Below are 16,952 nucleotides of genomic sequence, written 5' to 3' on the forward strand. Positions count from 1 at the left end.
TTATGATGTGGAAATAACTATTTAGGGGGTTAGTGTGAAAAAATTATTATTAGCTTTATGTTTGGTGTCGGGGTTCACGTATGCAGAAAGGACAACTACCAGCATTCGCACTCCATCTGGTGATTTGGTAAGAATTGGGGATAGCCATCAAGCACTTAAAAGTAAGCTTGAGCTTGGTAAGCCGAGATTCTACGTTCTGGAAGATGGAAGACTTCACTGTGCAGCTACTGAATATGTAAAAAGTGTTGATCTTCAGGAGTACACCATCATTTTATGCCGAGACAGAATTGTGAAAATCTTATGGCGTAATTTGTAATGAAAAATAAATTAATTGCAGCATTCCTTTGGTTTTTTGGGGTGGTCTTTATTATTAGAGGGTTGTCACTGCTTGGCGAGAGCTTTTTAGGCAGTATATTTATGATATTGGCTGGTATTTTGATGTTACCCCCAATTCAGAAAAAGATAACTGAAATAAGTCCATCTATTAAAGGTCTCTGGTTGGGTGTGGGTATATTTTTCTTATTAGGTTTTTCAGGCATACTCCTTCAAGCTTCTGAAGAGAAGGCTTTAAAAAATGGAACAGCAAGTCCTGAGCTGCTAGCTCGTGAAGCAGACCGTAAAGCACGCTCTGAAGAGCAACAAAGGATCGAGGCTGAACGTGAGGCCACTAAATTAGCTGAGAAAGAACGGCGTAATCGGGAGAGAGAGGCACGTGATCGTGCTATTGCAATGCAGGTGGATGCTGAAATTGCATTGAAGAACTTCCTGAAAGATCCTGAAAGTGCACAAATACGTAATCAGAACGGTATGTGTGGTGAAGTAAATAGCAAAAACAGTTTTGGTGGTTACACTGGGTTCAAACGATTTATAGCAAGTCCTGCGATAGTTGCTATCGATGGGGAGAATATAGAATCTAGTGAGTTTCAAACTGTATGGGAAAAGTTTTGCACATAATGCTTAACATCTAATTTTTATAACCCTGCCCCTGAGCAGGGTTTTTTATTGCGCAAAGTTCAGAGGTTTATATGTCCGGTAAAAACTTAACCTTCAAATTGATCCTAGATGGAGATTCCAAGGGATTAGTACAGAATGCTAAAAGTGCAGAGAAGGCTTTTAGTGATTTACAGCAGGCAATTAAACAGGGGACAGCCAGCTTTGAGGGTGAGGCTAAAAAGACATCGGATGCTGTTTCTAAAATTGTGCCGAAAGAATCCTTGGAATTAGCTGATAAGCTGAAAGCCACACTAAACGGTGCAACGGAAGCAATCAAAGGTGCAGGGGATGGAGCTAAAGAAACAGCTGATAACTTTAAGGACTTTGGTAGTAAGGCTGAGAAAGCACTTGAGCAACTAAAAGCTGATCTGGTTGGAGCAAAGCAATCACTCCAAGAATTTTCCAAAACCAATGCTTCACCACACGATATTGAAGCAGCTAAGCAAAAGGTAGACCAGCTGGAGCAGGAGGTAGAGCAAGCTGAGGTAGCATTCAATGAGTTTGACACCGCTGTAAATAAAGCCAATACAGAACTCAAGGAAACCAGTAGTGCAGCTGATAAGGCCAAACAAGGGTTTAATACCGCCAAGGCAGCAGTAGGGACACTGGCAGCAGGATTAGCAGGCCTGGGTCTTGGTCTTACTGTTAAAGAGCTATTACAGACAGCCGATGCTACACAGCAGATGGGCGAGCGTATCAAGAACGCTACTAATAGCACAGAAGAATACACCATGGTGCAAGCTAGGCTGTTAGATCTGGCCAATAAGACCTTCCGGCCACTCCAAGAGGCTCAGGAGGTGTATCTAGCGACAGCTGGTACGATGAAGTCGCTGGGCTACACCACAGAGCAAATTCTAGCGGTTACAGAGAGTCTATCACTATCTTTTACGCATAATGCCACTAGGGCAGACCAGGCATCATCAGCACAGGATGCTTTAGCAAAATCCATGGCTAAGGGTGCAGTGGATGCAGATGCATGGATGTCAATCATTACGGGTGCAGATAATGTCGTAAAAGACATGGCTGAAAGTACTGGGCGCACCGAAGAAGAAATTCGCCAGCTAGGAGCAAGTGGTAAAGTCTCAATTAAAGAACTCACTACGGCGCTTATTGAGTCAAGAGATCGCAATGAAGAGTTGGCCAACTCAATGGAGAATTCTACAGCCGATGCAGCAGTAGCACTTAGAAACAACTTAACAGACGTTATTGCTAAGCTAAATGAAAAACATCAGATCTCAGCTCGGCTATCAGAGGCCATGCTTACATTGGGTGGGGATATGAGCTGGCTCACCACCTTGTTTGAAGATGCTATAGGCGCTGTAGAGGCCATAACAGAACGATATGCAGGGCTAGAGTCAGAAACTCAGGCATTAAAAGACGCTTTGAGTTCAACTTATGAGCTATTCAAGAGCATTATATCTGGAGCTTGGGAACTAGGAAAAACTATAGATGATGTATTAGGAACAGCATTCACAACCTTTGCATCCCTGCTTGGCTCATTTGTTGGTGATGCCACATCTGCTGGAGAGCAAGTAAGTTTCTTAACAAGGGTTTTGCAAGGACTATCACTTGTTTTTGGCATGGTTGAAGATGGCATAGCAGGCATTAAGATCGGACTTAATCTGATTACAGGCGCGTTCTATACTTTGGCCTCGGCAGCCAATAGCGTTATGGCAGCAATCACATGGGGTGATGTGAGCAAGCAATTTGCTGCCAATGCTGATCTGATGAAGGACAAGGCTAAACAGTATTATGCTGAAGCAGACAAAGAGGCTATGGGGTTTAAGTCCAAATACGTTGAACGCCTAGAGGAGATGTCCAAAACTGAGCAGCAGAAAAATCAGGAAAAGGCTGATAGTGCCAAAGCCACTCTAGATAAGATTGATGCAGACGAAACAGCCAGCGCACAAAATCGGATTAAGGCAGCACAGGATTATGCCAATGCATCCATAGCAGCCAATGAAGGCGTGCTATCAGAACAGCTCAAGTCCGAACTAGCGGCCAAGGGCTACGCCGTAGCAATGGATGAGGCAGGGAAGGTCACAGTTGCTGCTATGGATGCTGCGGGGCAGAAACTGACAGAGGCGCAGCAGAAAACTGAAGCCATTAAAGTGGCTACGGAAAACCTCAGAATAGCGGATGAAGAATATCTGGCATTTCAAAAGCAAGCCGCTATTGAGCGCGCAGCTCTAGAAAAGCAGATCCAACAAGCCAAGGCTTCTGGTGACTTGAACGAGCTTAAACAGGTTCAAGACAAGATCAACCAGATCAATACCAAGGAACAAGAGCTACAAGCCAGTCGAAACCAGAGACAGACAGAGTTACTGGCACTCAACCAGAAAACTGCTAATGGTTCGGCTGCTGCATATACAAGGGCTTCCGAACTGGCCCAAAAATTTGGGGTAGATCTAGATAAAGCGCTTAACAAGGTATCTGAACAGTTTACTAAATCTGGCGAGGATATAGATAAGCTAGGTGTGGACCTGAAAGAGCTTGGTGTCACTGGTAAACAGGCTGGTGATGTTCTTTACCAGGCATGGGAGGATTGGCTTAGCAAGGCCAAGAGCCAAGCTGAAATTGATATGGCTAAAGCCAAGCTTCAAGAGTTTGGAGATCAAGGTAAAGTTTCGACTGCTCAGGTAGAGCAAGGCCTCATTGCTATCAAGATGCAAGCTCAAAAACTGCCTGATGATATCGATCCTGTTACGGAGTCTTTCAAAAGACTAGGCATTGAGACCAAGGAAAATCTCAAGCTGGCTGCCCAACAGGCATTAATGGATTTTATTAATGTTCGTGATAGCGGCAAGGCTACTGCTGAAGGTGTACAAAAGGCTTATGAAAAAGCTGCTCAGTCTGCGGCTGCATCTGGTGACGCAGGAAGAATTGCAGCGGTAAATGCAATGAATGCCGGGCGTAATCTTGAAGTGCAGATTGATGAAACCGGTAAGGCCACTGTAAAAGCCACAGATAAAGCCAATGAGTCATTGGACAGTATGCGCCGGTCGACAGATCGGGTTCGTGATGGGGTCAAAGGCATTGAGGGTAGTGTTCACTCTGCTACCCGGGCAATAGACGGCGCCAAGTCATCTACTGAGGAATGGGCTGATGCAGTCAACAAGGCTAAAGGTGAATTTGATAAGGCCATGAAGCAGCAAAGTAAATCGCTTGGCAGTTTGGATGACTATGATTCTTACAACAAGAATGATGTTATCTCGATGCTTAAATCTCAAGGCTATGACGATAAAGATGCCAAAAAACTGGCTGGTAATATCTGGTCACAAGCCATGGAAGCGGATCGTGATGCCAAGATGGCCAGTTATGGCAATAGCGGTGTAGGTGGTCTAGATACGCTCATGAGACAGATGTATGACGATGCAGCGGCTAAGGGAATTACCACCCAGCACGGCACCAACAAGATTAATGAGTTAATGCGCAGTATCAATGTGGCATCAACAGGATCTTCCAACCTGAATGACTATGCGCCGTCCATTCCTTCCGTACCATCAACTAGAGACTATGATAAAGGGGGAGATAACGTAAATTACACCATCGTTGTTGGCAATCAAAAACTCGGATTGACAGGGAAGGCTGAAGATAAGCCAATAATGGATCAGCTCATTAATCTGCTTAAAACACAGGCGAAATCAACATAATGAAAGATAATATTGTAACGTTCAAAAAGAAGCAGGCATTCAACCCTAATATTGAAAAGACATGGGGGAGTGTTAAGGGTTGGGTTTATCAAAGATTATTGCCGGCAGGCCTTCCACAATCACTGGCAGATGAATTCTTAGAAGAATTTAGGCCTACCTTTGAAGATATGATTTTCCCAAGCTTTGATATTTCACTTGAGCTGCCAGAATATGGCTCATATCAGGAGGATTTTAAGGAAGTTGGTGCTCTTATTAGTGAGAACATGAACAATTATTCGACCAAAGTAATTGGTATGGTGACACACAAGGACCTGATAATATTCCTGCAAAAGAAAAAGTTAGATGGTGAGTTGTAAGGGGCTTACAAGATACCAAGAAGGGGCTTAATTGCCCCTTTTTTGTTTATTGAATACTGCCGTTGGTATCGGCTCTTTCAATGCCTGAATCCAGGTTCAAATTTAATTGAAACTGTGCCTTTTTTGATTTCTCTACTTCTTCTGGCACCCATTGGTTAATTATATCAAGGGTGGCTTCGTACGATGCCTTAACCTGGTCATATTGCTCTTGAGTAATTGGTAGGCTATCAATCAAGACCCCTAATGCTGCCAAGTTATCACAAATTTCTGAGAGCTTGCCCAAAGTGTCCGAAGCCTCTTTCATTGAGTGTAAATTACGCTGATTGATTTGTTCTTCAAGTAGCTCAAGTGCCGTTTCAATTGGGATAAATTTTACTTTTTCGTTCATTTCTCTCATCTCGTTATTAGTGCGTTCAGTTAACTGCTATACGCCGGATTTAGGCGTTGGGAAGCAATCACCTCTTAGTTTAGCTATAGTCTTCGAAGCACCAGTTAAGTCAGCCTCATAATCAACCAGCTGATCCGAAACATTAGATACCTGAACCAAGATTTTCTTTGCTTCAGACAATTGGGGTGTTATTTTTTCAGACTGATCCTGTGTTAATACCAGTACTGTATTGTGTGTGGCCATTGATGTAACGCCGTGGATAGGCGGATTATCATCAACTTTTACGGTATATCTGCCAGTAGGTCCAATAGAGTCAAAACCATCTGTGCTGACTGGCACACTAGATGTAATAGCAATAATAAGATCTGTATCACGATGCCCATTGCATGCGAGTGTAAAATTCCCTTCTACTGGCTGGCGGGTATCATAATTAACAAATTGAGTGATTGCGGCATAGGTAGTGGCACCTGAAATAGGATCTCTATCGGATAAATACTTCCAAGGAGATTGCTCCTGCTTCACAAGAATTTCTTGCGTAACCACGGCGCTTGGATCCTTATTGCTGATAAGAAAATATGCCGCAATGCCAATAGCAATAATTACTGCAGCAATAACTACAATTATCACAGGGCTATTCTTGTATTCCTTGCCGCATGATTTGCAATGTGTATCGGTAGGCCTCATTGGCTTTTTACACGATTTACAGTATTTAATCCCCATATGCTTCTTATCCTGTAAAAATTAAAATTATCAATTCCACATTCTAAATGCGGAATTGAATTTTTAATTGAAATTAATTATTTAGTGAACCAGTTAGTAATTCCCATGTCTCACATGCCATCCAGTGGGTGACTCCCATTTCTTTCAAAATGTCCTCATCACCAGGAAGAAACTCTTCGTGATTGCATATGAATGCGCCGTTGCAATCAGATCCTTTTGTAGTGAACGGAATAGGTTTATCGACCTTAAATATATTGTTTAAGGGTGGTAGTTGCTCTCCCAGTGAGATCCATCCATCTGCTTTGAGTATTGCTGCAATTTCATCTTCTGTCATTTTCTCGCCTGTCACTGGTAGTAATAACCGTCCAACGGTGGTTGAACGGCTGTTTAACGGTTAATTGACCAATCCTTCGACCTGATCAGTCTTTTTAATAAAGCTGTGTCTTATCAATTACTTTCTTTTTGATGCGTAGCCCTATAGTGCGCCATTCTGAATAGCTTCGGTAATAGCATCCAGCGTGCAGGAGATATTTATAAATTCCTTATCATTCATGTTGGCTGCTACCTGAGATAAGGCATCATAAATATTGACCAGATCACCAATAGTGAGCTTTACATCAACTTCCTTATCCATATCCAGCTTAATGACATCAGGGCTATTGAGTGGCTTCTCAAACGCAATAATTTTTCTATCTGACATGATCATTTACCTCCTTTGTTTTTGATAAGAGCAATCCGCACATCTTCCTGGAGAACATCAGAGAACAATTTGTTTAAATCCTCAAAGAAGTGGGTAAAAGTATTTTCATCTGCTTTGCCAGGTGCTTTGATTAAAACCTCGAGGTTTTCCAATAGACGGCGTTTTTCACTCACACTTATAAATTCAGCCAATTTTTAACTCCTAAAATAAGCAAACACGTGGATCGATCCCTTCTTTAAGCGCCTGCCTTGGTCCGCATAGGTTGGTAGGCGATTGTTTCTGCCATGAGCAAAACTCAGCCTTAGGGCAGTCATATGATTTTGATGGGCCTATGTTTTGGCGTTTTGGCTTATTGGGACCAATCACCAGCGTATGGCCAGCCAGTGCCTCATCCACACCGCTCAGCCCGCCACTGTCTTTGCACATATCCCAATGTGGGCACGAGGTGCCACGATCAAAACCGTACTTCTCTGGGCAGACGGCGCCCTTATCACCGGTCCAAGGAGAGCCATTCGGTGCAATCAATGGGCACATGGTTGCTGGACACTGAATACTCATGGCAGCACCTGGGCATTTTTCTTGCAGGTTGCACATGCATACCCGCGTCCTTCGTATACATAAAACTTGGCATAACCATGCTTTTTACATTCACCTACAAAACTGTTTTCGCCAATGGCCAATGTTTCTTCCGCAGCAATTCGATTTCTTACCAGTCTTGAAGACAAATCAACTTTGGCGGCATATGCCTTCTTTTTCCCTGCTGATGCCCCAGCATCACTTTGACCCTGGATGACCAAATCCATTAAGGGGTGATCTATCCCGCCTAGAATCGCAGAATGGACTGATCTGATCGCATAGTTTGTGTATTCAGGCCTTTTAGTGTTTTGTGCATGAGCCTGTAAAGTATTTTTAACCTGACTTAATGTGATAACCACAATATTCTCCAAGCTTTAGATTTTTCTATTTTCATTAAGAGGATGTATCGTATTTTCGATATTCCGCCGCAGGTACAAGTCCGAGAGGAACCTTTCCAAAACCCAGCAGCATTTCGCCTTTTTGGCAAAATTTGACATGCCGAACAATCTTGGCTTTTCCTGTCTCGCGATTGATGACCATCTCACCCACATTGAATAGATCGCCATATTTAGCAGTACTCTTCTTCATTCTTGTTCCTGCAATTCTGGTATTTCAATCAACTCAACAGCATGGCCAAGACTTTTATAAAAGCTCACCACACGATTCCAGTGATGCTCATTTGCACTTTCCCAGCGTAAAGGGCGGCCATTGTTGTGCTGCGTGAAGGTCAGGCAACAGAACTTGCTGTCCTTGCTGCCTTTTTTGTAATAATTGCGGAGACTGCCATTCAAAATAAAAGCAACTTCAGCCCCAATTTTCTGGCCAAAGCGAATAACCTTGTCTTCGTCATAGCCCGGCAAGTAATCTTTCTTGGTCACGCCGTAGCCCCAGATTGCTGTTTTGAGAGCATCTGGATGCGCTGCTTATGTTTCCTTGTCCATAGTGTCCAGAAACGATTCCGGCACTGACTGAATGCATCTGATGAACAGATTTCACCCCTACCAATAACAAGCCGTGCATCTGAGTAACGGATCTGCATGAGTGATTTGAATTGCTCAGCCTCTTCCATGCTGAAAAACGGCGCATCCCAAGTACCAAATTTTCCTTTGGTGGAAGAGTTGTCACTGGCATTAGCCACGGTGAAATAATGGCAGCGGTCTGGATCTTGAGTAATGGCCTCAAGCCATACTTGCGTTTGGGTTTTAGGGAGGCTGTTCTTAGGCATGGACATGTCTCCGGATGAATTCAACCTCAGAAACGGTTAAGGCCTCATCGATGTGGTTTATCCGCTTTTTAATAAGTCTTTCCTGAGACATTGCCTTGCGAATTGAGCCTTCTGGTATCTTTCTTTTTAGGCCTGTATGAGTGATAACTACATAGCCAATCCCATTGACTGGGTGGTTATGTATCTCGATTATTTTAAGCAGGTCATCTGTATCCATTAGATCCAGATATACAACGTAATCACCCATGGTGAACTTCTGCAGTGCCATATGCAGCTTGATATCTATCTGGCTATCGTTACAGGCCTCATCAAGCACATTAGCCTTTTCAAGCAATATTGCAGCTCTGCGCAATTCACTAAGTTTTATTAGGTCATATGGATTGCCCCAGATCACCCACTTTCCGCCTAGAAATACCGAAGTCACTACTCCTTGAGGCGCAATACCTGTGCGTGCATATAGGCCAATTTGCAGCTGATAGAAAAAAGCAGTCTTGTCTGGTACGTTGGCCAGAATAAGTTTTGCCTGCTTAAGCCCGCCAGCTGCATGGATAAGGCGCTCTGCCTTCTTGGTTTTAATCATGGCTTAACTCTCCATTTCCTGCAGGTGGAGTAAGCAGGCTGTACTGGCGTGTATGGCCATTGTTCATGCGCTCACGTTTAACAGCTGCCCGGATCGACGCCACACTGACCATGTGCGGATCTGTTTCAAGCTGGCTATTAACTCGCCCAGATTCGACCCACTTATCGCAGCAAAGCATAAGAGCGCGGCCATTAGGACCTTGCTTATATTCAGTACCATTCTCACCGTGAACATGTGATGTCTCTTGAGACCGCATGCAGCTCAGGAAGATGACGGTTTTATTCAAACCGCGTTTTTTAAGGAATTCTTGGCCTGTCATGGTTGTATCCTTGAATTATTGTAAAAGTTGAATAGAGCTTTAAGGCGCCCTAGTCCTTGAATTCCCGAATGGCAGCTTCGACCTCTGTCCATATCGGGTGTGTTACCTGGATTAGCCCAAATCTCAAATTGAATAAAAATTCAGGCTTAATTTTTAATTTCCCAAGCAAATAGCTTTTTCGGGTACTTTTCGCACTTAACCAGTTGTCCAGATAGAGTGCAGTGGGATCTGAATAGCCTCTACCTTCACTCAATAGCGTAGGCTCTTGATTTGTACTCAGGACTGCAGCTTTAAGTGGATGATTCGTACCGTCCTTAATGGCCAAGTAAACTTCCTTGGCGATATAAATCTCATACGGCGGACGTTTTTGCCTTTGAGCCATTAGGATTAATGCATTACGCACTTCAGTTAGAGTCATTTGATTGCACTCTTTTTCTTACTTGTATGACCATTCCATTAGCATTGGACTGATGGACCTGAACCTGGTGGCTTGATCGGAGATGCTCTACATAGCCAAACTTAGAACCTAATATCTTTACGCCGTTGATATTGGCCCAGCTCTCAACTGACTGGGTGCAAATATGCTGACGCTCTCCCATTTCATCCCAGTAGATAAAATTGTCTGCCTGGGCACGAAATAGATTGAATGGGGATCTTATGATTGTAAGTTGGGCGGTAAAGCCATTAGGAAATACCGCCAGGAGTGTCATGCAGCGTTCACCGCTTCATTGGCAGCTTGTTTTAGACCTGGCCCCGCTGTTATTTTTTTAGTGTCAGCCTTGCTTACCCGGTATGCATCCAGAATGCGATCCTTGGACTCCTCAACTTCCATATTTAAAGCATCCACATCTTCTGAAAATATTTCCATCGCATCTTCCACTAAGAAGAAGATGTTGCTCGTGTGAGACTTACTTAAATTCATGTCTCTCAGTGTTTCTCGAAGGCAGAGCATAATTCCCTGAATGCTTTGACATGTTTTGTTCATGTCCACTTCTGTGAGTTTCTGGGCATTTTCTATTTTTGCGATAATATCTTGGAGGAAGCCCTGAAGAGCCACACCCATAGGAATGATTTCCTCTTTAGGGATATTGTTCTCATCAATGCTGATCGCTGTACGCAAAGCAAATGACTTGGCCAGATCCATGCGCAATGTGCACTTATGCAGAAGGTCTACTGCCTTGTCTTGATTTTTAGAGAAAAGTTCCAGATCTAATGCCTGTGCTGAAGAATCATTTGTCATTTTTAAACCCATACCATTTGTCTGAGTACCGATCCACTTGCCTGTCATTAAGTGTTTTGCGTCAGTACCAATTTATTTTTAAGCCGTTCTAAAATTTACCCTTCGACCGGTAAACTACGGCGCCTATCCTTTATTGAAGTACGCAAGAAGATCCTTCTTGGCATACAAAACCTTCCGAGTGCCTTCAGGCTTGTAAAATGGAATGCCATCACCTTTGCAGCGCTTGGCTTGTAGCCAGGAAAGGGAGATATTAAAAACCACAGCAACATCCTCAGGAGGAAAAACAGCCTCGTCAGGAGCATTCCAGAATGACTGGGTGATTGAATCCTTTTCTTCTTGAGACATGCGATCCAGCTTTGTTAAGCGCTTAGACATTTTGCTGACCTCCAATGGTCAGTTCTGCTTCAAGGTCTTCGCGAGCAAGATCCAAACAGTTCGCGTAGTCATCACTTAAGTAATGGGCAATATCAGCTAATTTTTTAGCCGTAGTTATGGACCAAGGGGACCCTTCTTTAAGTTCTTTGCGAACTTGGCCAATGAGAACGTTTAACCAGGCAAAGCGCTCAATATTTGCATGAAGATCATCAAGAACATCTGTTTTGCTAACTACATTACTCACGCTGCAAACTCCATTTCATGACCATTGGCCAAGCGATTGATATTGGCAACGGTAGCGCGCACATCAGTAATGATAAAAAGAAGGGCTTGAAGAACACTTAGCAACTCATTGCGGCTGGTGTCCATGCGTTTAGATTCTTCCAGCTGGAATAAAACGCCATAGATAACAGCAATGGATCTTGAAAGGATTTTGGTAGTGGTGAAAGGGTTGATGCCTTCCAGGAGGTGTAAAGTTTTCTGGGTAAGGTACACAGATGTCTCAAGCATAGCTGACAGTTTAGATTCAGCCAGTTCATGACGCTGGTAGCTATTCACAGCACGATTTAACGTGTCATGCATAAAACCAATCTGCGTATCCACTTGATTTAGACTCGTAGCGATTGCCACAAGATCAGCGCCGTTATTAAAAGTAATCATATCGTCCTCTGTACATATGTACGCGTATATAACAGGAGTGATACTAGCTCATATATACGCGTATATGCAACATTTAACGATAATAATTAAGAGATTTGTGCTTAAATAAATACTAAGCTTTTGATAGATATTGTTTTATTTTTTAGATTCCATGTCAGAAGCGATCAGCCTTTTAATATATGAAGCTTTCTTGGTTCCTTGCTCTTCGCATGTTTTCTCGAGATATTCCAGGATCGCAGACTCTTCCTCATCTTGGAGGTTGAAAGTCACAGCAACGTTACGGGTTTTATCCCTATATTTTTGTTGAGCGCGTACTTGTGAGTCCAATAGCTTGTTCATATGTATACTTCTCCATTCCCGGTGAATTATAGATACTTCAATCGAATGATGTGGAGTAAGGCTTAATTTCCGGAAAAAACATTCATTAAATGGGTAAAAACTAGCTGCTTATTAGATATTTGAATAAACAACACACAACATATAAGAAATAGAGAAAAAGAATGTGAGCAGTATATAGGGGAGCGTGCATTTAGAACGTCGATATATTTCTGCTTAGGCTTTTTGCAACAATAAACAATATTAAGCAATATTTCACAGTAAGACGCAATAAATTGCCGCACTGGCTGGTCAGTAAAATAACGAAAGCTTCTTAGTGAAAACACTAGAAATTGCTTTTAAATACTTAAAATCAGCCAGTGGTTGACGCGTGGAACCATAAACCGCCCTGATAAATGTTGCCATTTCATTTTTTTTAATTGAAAATGTCGGATTAGCGACCCAAACCAATGAATTTTTTAATACCGCGCTTTGATGTGGTTTTTGAGAAATCCAGACGTTAAAAAGCCCCGAGAAATGCGAAGGTCGAAGTTTGCATTTAACGAGGCTTTTTAGGTGTCAATGAAAACATTAACGTTTGGGATCATGGTTGTGACAGGCCTTTGATTCCCAGCACTTAACTAAACCATCTATTCGAGAAGGATAGATAACACCAAAAAAGGAGTAGTTCAGAGCAGTATAGTAAGTGATGTACCGTGATTTTATAGTGAATGAAACTTTTTTAACACTCCAATTGGGTAAAAAAGTTGTATAAAGTTGCTTATAGTCGCGTTTAGTTGCTTCTTATTGCTTGGAATCGCTTGATATTTGGTGTGTTGATGGGACACATCTATGCAACAAAAATATGAAAGCAATTGTGAACAAGACAGTAATCCTGCTACCGACCCAACTAATATTGTCGGAACTTCGTTCATCTCTGGGGAAACTGGGCTACATATTCGCCAGGTGCAGAGACTTGCTAAAAAAGGGAAAATACCCAAAGCAAAACGCTTCGGAATAATTTACGGCTGGCAATACAGCGATGTAAAAGACTTCATTGAAGCGAATAAAACAAAACAGTTGAATGCATCCAATGACCCTGCTTATTAAGCGGGGTTTTTGCGTTTTTATTGGGAATAAAGGGAACTTAAAGAAATTTAAGATATTTAGAAATAGAAAAGCCCCGCAACTATAACCGTCCAAAGTCTAGTTGCGGGGCCCTAAATCCGGAATCAATTATAACATGTTGTTAAAAACCGTCCATCATTTTTTAAACGATATGGGGTACAACACAGATCGGCTACCAGCCTATCTTTCCCCTGAGACAGAATATCGAATCCCATCAATTGGGAAAAATTCGAAAAACACTTCTACGTCTGTAAGACTCAAAGCGGATGGCACGTATTTCTATTATGACCATGCCACTGGGACCAGCGGAGCTTTTAATCCAGATTGGGATAAAAATAAGGCACCTACACGTGAGGAAGTTGAAGAGCGCCGCCGCAAAGCGGAACTGGCCAAGCAGCAGGAAGAACTAAAAAAACAGCAAAGCTATGCCCTAAAAAAGAATGAGGCTCAGCAGATCTGGAATAGAGCTGCTGATTGTGATGAGCATCCATACCTGCAAAGTAACCCTAAGACGGCGTGGATCAAGCCGATTGGAGCACGCCGTCTTGGTCATGTGAAAACCAGTGGGAAGCAATACTTTGTAGACCCCCTGATTATCCCACTACATGACCTTAATACTAATGAGATCGTAAGCTTACAATTCATCACTCTTGAGGGTAAGCGTCCACTGGCCGGTGCACAGTCTACGAATTACCACTTTGTAATAGATGGAAAACTGCCTTCTGCTTTCTGTGAGGGCTATAAAACAGGTCTAGCATTTCATCACGCAACGGGTCAAAGAGTGGTAGTGTGCTTTACTGCAGATAAGATCAAAGAGGTTTTTGGCAAACTGGCCAAGCCTGGTGATTTCATCATTGCCGATAATGATAACGCCGTAGATCGTAATGAGGATCTGACAAAGAAAGTCTTGCTGACTAAGCAGCAAATTACTGCTCGCGGTAAGGGGCATAAGGTAGCCATAGAGACTGGTTCAAAATTCTATATGCCACCTAAGCCAGGTGCAGACTTTGCAGATCTGGATAAGGATCAGATTAATGAGATCCTTTCATCCCCACCAGTAACGGATCTACCTGTACTGGATGCATGGAAACAGCTGAAGCCTATCGCTGTAGATCAATCAGCAGATAAAATCCTTCAGCTCATGTCTAGTGAAATGAACCCAATGAGGTGTGCTGATCTGGCACATAGCTATGCGATTAAATGCATTAAGTCTATCCCATATCAGATGAGCATATGGGACCTGAGAGAATCTATTGATTTGGCCACAGCTGGCAGGCTACATCCGGCTACACTAGATAGCATTATCACAAAGGTAAATTACATCCTGGAATGTAATGAGAAAACTGCATTATCCGAAGTATGGGTACCGCCAAAAAAATTGAACCGGCATCGTCTTCAAGTCATTGATAGTCTGGATCAGCTCAAACTACGTGATTATGACTGGGTAACCAGAAATACAGCCTTTACACCGGTAGACATGCAGAATGTAACTCAGGTGCCATACAGGGAAGAGCGTTACTACAAAGGCGTTTACATCATTCAAGCCCCTACCGGATCTGGGAAAACCCAGCGTGTAGGCTTCCCTTTTAGACGCTGGTGCTACAGTCATAGACATACGTTCCTGTCTATTGCTCACCTGCGCAGCCTTATCCGTGAAATGAGTGAAAGACTTAAGACTGATCATTATGAAGATGAGAAGCAGGCAGTAAAAAAAGCAATCAAGCAGGGCCGATTTAATCAATGGCAAAGCTCACAAGATGCATTATCTGTATGTCTACCAAGTATCAACTATGAACATTTCAGGGACTTCATACGGCGCAACAAATATGTGTTTATCGATGAGATTTCACAGGTGCTCGAGGCGTTTACTACTGATGATATGTTCCATCACACAGATGCCAGACTGGTACATGATCTTCTCTGTGAAATTGTGGCCAAGGCAGAATGCTTAATTGTGGCAGATGCCAATATTAACGAGCGTACGCTGAAATTTATTGAACGTTGCCGCCCTGGAGAGAAGTTCAATTTCGTCCAGATCAAGCCAAAGAATGAAGGCAAGAAGGTGTGCATACATAATTCTGATGCTGAGCTATTTAGGCATATTCTGTCCAGGATCATGGTAGACAATCAGAACATCTGGATTACATGTGATACCAAGGACAAAGTGAACGAGCTGTCACGTGCATTGAGTCACTATGATGATATTAGACATCTGGCTATTACTGGACCCAACCAAGGAATGAAGGATCAGGCGGCATTCCTAAGCAATCCGGGTGAAGAGTCTAAGAAATATAATGTGATTATTGCCAGTAGCGTAATTAGCTCTGGCTTATCAATTGAGCATGATCACTTTGACATGGTGGCTGGATTCTTCTCCGGTGGAACCATTAAACCTACTGACGCATACCAGATGATCGGACGTGTGCGCCGTTGCAAAGAGTTTCATCTATTCCTGAATCAGAAACAAAAAACAGAGATTAAGGCATCGCGCCTACTTATGGGTAGACAGCAAGCCAGTGTCCTTGAGGACGGTAAAGAGGCCGAAATTACGGAATTCTCTAAATTGCGCACCAATATGATCGAAAGCCGGTATAAAGCGATATCTAACTTTGCTAATGGCCTGTTATGGATACTCAATTCAAAGCAGTTCGAGATCTGCAGGTATGAACCATCTGCAGAGGATTATGAATTTCTGGTGGATTACAAAGAAAACCTGAAGCAGGCAAAGGAAGAAATCAGTGAAGAGCGCCTGAATGCCTTAAAGACGGCGTGTCCTATTTCGGATGCCATGGCAGAGAACCTGAAGTTAAAGACCTTTCTAGATGAACGAGAACTGATTGAACTGGAGGCCTGGCATATTAAAAAATCACTAGGGTATACAGCAGATCATATGCTGACCGATAGAGATCTTCAGGTAAGCCCGGGCAAGGTTGTGCGATTCAGTGCAGCAATAGGCCGCTATAAGTCTCTAAATGATAACCAGAAGGACATTACATCCAGAAGCTATAGAAAGGCACTCAGCAAGATATATTCAATCGTATTTGATGGTATTGAATTTGCACCTGGGTCGATCTTCTACAAGCAGTGTGCGCAAGAAATTATTGACCGGGTTTATAAGTACCGTTTTCTACTGGTATCAATTGGCGCTATTCCTCGTTATTTTGGCGCAGAAAACTATAAGCCTAGTAAGACCCCAGCGAAGGAACTAAATGACATTCTGAAGCATATGGGACTCAACGCTAAGCGGAAACGCAATTCAGAGAAAAGTGTACACATGGCCGTATACTTATATACAAGAAACAGGTCATCTGTACATCTTTTGGATTTGGTTGGTGAGTCGCATTACTACCAAATTGAGTCTGAATCTCTGAACCTGATGCAGGAATATAGTGACCTGAAATTTAACTCAGAGCAGGTCCATGTAGCGAATAACGTCGTCAATCAATTTGAGCTGGATGTCATCAATAAATTAGAGCTGAATCATTTGGTATCAGGCATAGAAAATGGCAATGTCAGGTTGCAGCAGGTAGAGGTAATCAGGCCAAGTGCCAATGATGGACCGGATGAGGGTATATTTCACATGGTCTATAGGATCGTGAATGAGTAGATGGTAACTCATAGCATGAAATGTAGGCACATGAAATGCAGCTACATCCAATGTACCCAGTAGAGTAAATTCTTTCCTGTATTTCTATAGGAAAATAGAGTCATGTGTACACTTTTC

24 protein-coding genes are annotated in these 16,952 nt (G+C 42.8%); 6 read left to right on the plus strand and 18 right to left on the minus strand.

The window, feature by feature from the left end:
* Positions 1 to 34: 34 nt before the first annotated feature.
* The 4 genes from NI465_RS01350 (at position 35) to NI465_RS01365 (ending at position 5,002) form a co-directional block, all read left to right on the plus strand.
* A complete protein-coding gene (locus NI465_RS01350) occupies positions 35 to 316 on the plus strand; it encodes a hypothetical protein (protein ID WP_253144011.1) in 282 nt (93 codons plus the stop codon).
* Positions 316 to 954 (plus strand): hypothetical protein, encoded by a 639-nt coding sequence (locus NI465_RS01355; protein WP_253144013.1) that lies wholly within the window; start codon positions 316 to 318, stop codon positions 952 to 954. The genes NI465_RS01350 and NI465_RS01355 overlap by 1 nt, the downstream gene beginning before the upstream one ends.
* A 71-nt stretch (positions 955 to 1,025) precedes the next feature.
* Positions 1,026 to 4,646 (plus strand): tape measure protein, encoded by a 3,621-nt coding sequence (locus NI465_RS01360; protein ID WP_253144015.1) that lies wholly within the window; start codon positions 1,026 to 1,028, stop codon positions 4,644 to 4,646.
* Positions 4,646 to 5,002 carry a hypothetical protein gene (locus NI465_RS01365; RefSeq protein ID WP_253144017.1) on the plus strand — a complete coding sequence of 119 codons (357 nt, stop codon included), beginning with the start codon at positions 4,646 to 4,648 and terminating at the stop codon, positions 5,000 to 5,002. Before NI465_RS01360 ends, NI465_RS01365 begins: the two co-directional genes overlap by 1 nt.
* A gap of 46 nt (positions 5,003 to 5,048) precedes the next feature.
* On the opposite strand, the gene NI465_RS01370 is transcribed toward NI465_RS01365, so the two are convergent.
* The 18 genes from NI465_RS01370 to NI465_RS01455 all read right to left on the minus strand — a co-directional run bounded on the left by NI465_RS01370 (position 5,049) and on the right by NI465_RS01455 (position 12,124).
* Positions 5,049 to 5,390, minus strand: coding sequence for a hypothetical protein (locus NI465_RS01370; protein ID WP_253135177.1), 342 nt, complete (start codon positions 5,388 to 5,390; stop codon positions 5,049 to 5,051).
* Positions 5,391 to 5,426: 36 nt separating this feature from the next.
* On the minus strand, positions 5,427 to 6,110 hold the full coding sequence (locus tag NI465_RS01375) for a hypothetical protein (RefSeq protein ID WP_253144019.1): 684 nt from the start codon (positions 6,108 to 6,110) through the stop codon (positions 5,427 to 5,429).
* A 73-nt stretch (positions 6,111 to 6,183) separates the two neighbouring features.
* Complete coding sequence (locus NI465_RS01380; RefSeq protein ID WP_253144021.1) at positions 6,184 to 6,444, minus strand: hypothetical protein; 261 nt, start codon at positions 6,442 to 6,444, stop codon at positions 6,184 to 6,186.
* 141 nt (positions 6,445 to 6,585) lie between these two features.
* On the minus strand, positions 6,586 to 6,810 hold the full coding sequence (locus NI465_RS01385; protein ID WP_253144023.1) for a hypothetical protein: 225 nt from the start codon (positions 6,808 to 6,810) through the stop codon (positions 6,586 to 6,588).
* Positions 6,811 to 6,812: 2 nt separating this feature from the next.
* Complete coding sequence (locus NI465_RS01390) at positions 6,813 to 7,001, minus strand: hypothetical protein (protein WP_253144025.1); 189 nt, start codon at positions 6,999 to 7,001, stop codon at positions 6,813 to 6,815.
* Between the two features lie 10 nt (positions 7,002 to 7,011).
* A complete protein-coding gene (locus NI465_RS01395) occupies positions 7,012 to 7,368 on the minus strand; it encodes a hypothetical protein (RefSeq protein ID WP_253144027.1) in 357 nt (118 codons plus the stop codon).
* The gene (locus NI465_RS01400) at positions 7,365 to 7,745 is read right to left on the minus strand and encodes a hypothetical protein (RefSeq protein WP_128841204.1); all 381 of its coding nucleotides are present in this window, start codon (positions 7,743 to 7,745) and stop codon (positions 7,365 to 7,367) included. The genes NI465_RS01395 and NI465_RS01400 overlap by 4 nt, the downstream gene beginning before the upstream one ends.
* A 34-nt stretch (positions 7,746 to 7,779) precedes the next feature.
* Positions 7,780 to 7,974, minus strand: a complete 195-nt coding sequence (locus tag NI465_RS01405) for a hypothetical protein (RefSeq protein ID WP_253144030.1) — start codon at positions 7,972 to 7,974, stop codon at positions 7,780 to 7,782.
* Positions 7,971 to 8,264 carry a hypothetical protein gene (locus NI465_RS01410; RefSeq protein ID WP_085064628.1) on the minus strand — a complete coding sequence of 98 codons (294 nt, stop codon included), beginning with the start codon at positions 8,262 to 8,264 and terminating at the stop codon, positions 7,971 to 7,973. Before NI465_RS01410 ends, NI465_RS01405 begins: the two co-directional genes overlap by 4 nt.
* A complete protein-coding gene (locus tag NI465_RS01415; protein ID WP_253144032.1) occupies positions 8,261 to 8,611 on the minus strand; it encodes a hypothetical protein in 351 nt (116 codons plus the stop codon). The genes NI465_RS01410 and NI465_RS01415 overlap by 4 nt, the downstream gene beginning before the upstream one ends.
* On the minus strand, positions 8,604 to 9,191 hold the full coding sequence (locus NI465_RS01420; RefSeq protein ID WP_253144034.1) for a hypothetical protein: 588 nt from the start codon (positions 9,189 to 9,191) through the stop codon (positions 8,604 to 8,606). Before NI465_RS01420 ends, NI465_RS01415 begins: the two co-directional genes overlap by 8 nt.
* Positions 9,184 to 9,447, minus strand: a complete 264-nt coding sequence (locus NI465_RS01425) for a hypothetical protein (RefSeq protein WP_253144036.1) — start codon at positions 9,445 to 9,447, stop codon at positions 9,184 to 9,186. Before NI465_RS01425 ends, NI465_RS01420 begins: the two co-directional genes overlap by 8 nt.
* Positions 9,448 to 9,559: 112 nt before the next feature.
* Positions 9,560 to 9,928 (minus strand): hypothetical protein, encoded by a 369-nt coding sequence (locus NI465_RS01430; protein WP_253144037.1) that lies wholly within the window; start codon positions 9,926 to 9,928, stop codon positions 9,560 to 9,562.
* A gap of 288 nt (positions 9,929 to 10,216) precedes the next feature.
* Complete coding sequence (locus tag NI465_RS01435; RefSeq protein ID WP_253144039.1) at positions 10,217 to 10,798, minus strand: hypothetical protein; 582 nt, start codon at positions 10,796 to 10,798, stop codon at positions 10,217 to 10,219.
* 75 nt (positions 10,799 to 10,873) lie between these two features.
* Positions 10,874 to 11,125 carry a DNA-binding protein gene (locus tag NI465_RS01440; RefSeq protein WP_085064635.1) on the minus strand — a complete coding sequence of 84 codons (252 nt, stop codon included), beginning with the start codon at positions 11,123 to 11,125 and terminating at the stop codon, positions 10,874 to 10,876.
* On the minus strand, positions 11,118 to 11,369 hold the full coding sequence (locus tag NI465_RS01445; protein ID WP_085064636.1) for a hypothetical protein: 252 nt from the start codon (positions 11,367 to 11,369) through the stop codon (positions 11,118 to 11,120). Before NI465_RS01445 ends, NI465_RS01440 begins: the two co-directional genes overlap by 8 nt.
* Positions 11,366 to 11,785 carry a hypothetical protein gene (locus NI465_RS01450; RefSeq protein ID WP_253144041.1) on the minus strand — a complete coding sequence of 140 codons (420 nt, stop codon included), beginning with the start codon at positions 11,783 to 11,785 and terminating at the stop codon, positions 11,366 to 11,368. The genes NI465_RS01445 and NI465_RS01450 overlap by 4 nt, the downstream gene beginning before the upstream one ends.
* 135 nt (positions 11,786 to 11,920) lie before the next feature.
* The gene (locus tag NI465_RS01455; protein WP_253144043.1) at positions 11,921 to 12,124 is read right to left on the minus strand and encodes a hypothetical protein; all 204 of its coding nucleotides are present in this window, start codon (positions 12,122 to 12,124) and stop codon (positions 11,921 to 11,923) included.
* An 828-nt stretch (positions 12,125 to 12,952) separates the two neighbouring features.
* On the opposite strand from NI465_RS01455, the gene NI465_RS01460 reads away from it, so the two are divergent.
* Together NI465_RS01460 and NI465_RS01465 are read left to right on the plus strand one after the other, a co-directional pair.
* Positions 12,953 to 13,210 carry a helix-turn-helix transcriptional regulator gene (locus NI465_RS01460; RefSeq protein WP_253144045.1) on the plus strand — a complete coding sequence of 86 codons (258 nt, stop codon included), beginning with the start codon at positions 12,953 to 12,955 and terminating at the stop codon, positions 13,208 to 13,210.
* Between the two features lie 133 nt (positions 13,211 to 13,343).
* Positions 13,344 to 16,835: a plasmid replication protein, CyRepA1 family gene (locus NI465_RS01465; protein WP_253144046.1), complete on the plus strand. Its 3,492-nt coding sequence runs from the start codon at positions 13,344 to 13,346 to the stop codon at positions 16,833 to 16,835.
* Positions 16,836 to 16,952 lie beyond the last annotated feature (117 nt).

Origin of the sequence: Acinetobacter lwoffii (assembly GCF_024129855.1) — a bacterium.
Classification (GTDB): Bacteria; Pseudomonadota; Gammaproteobacteria; order Pseudomonadales; family Moraxellaceae; genus Acinetobacter; species Acinetobacter lwoffii_L.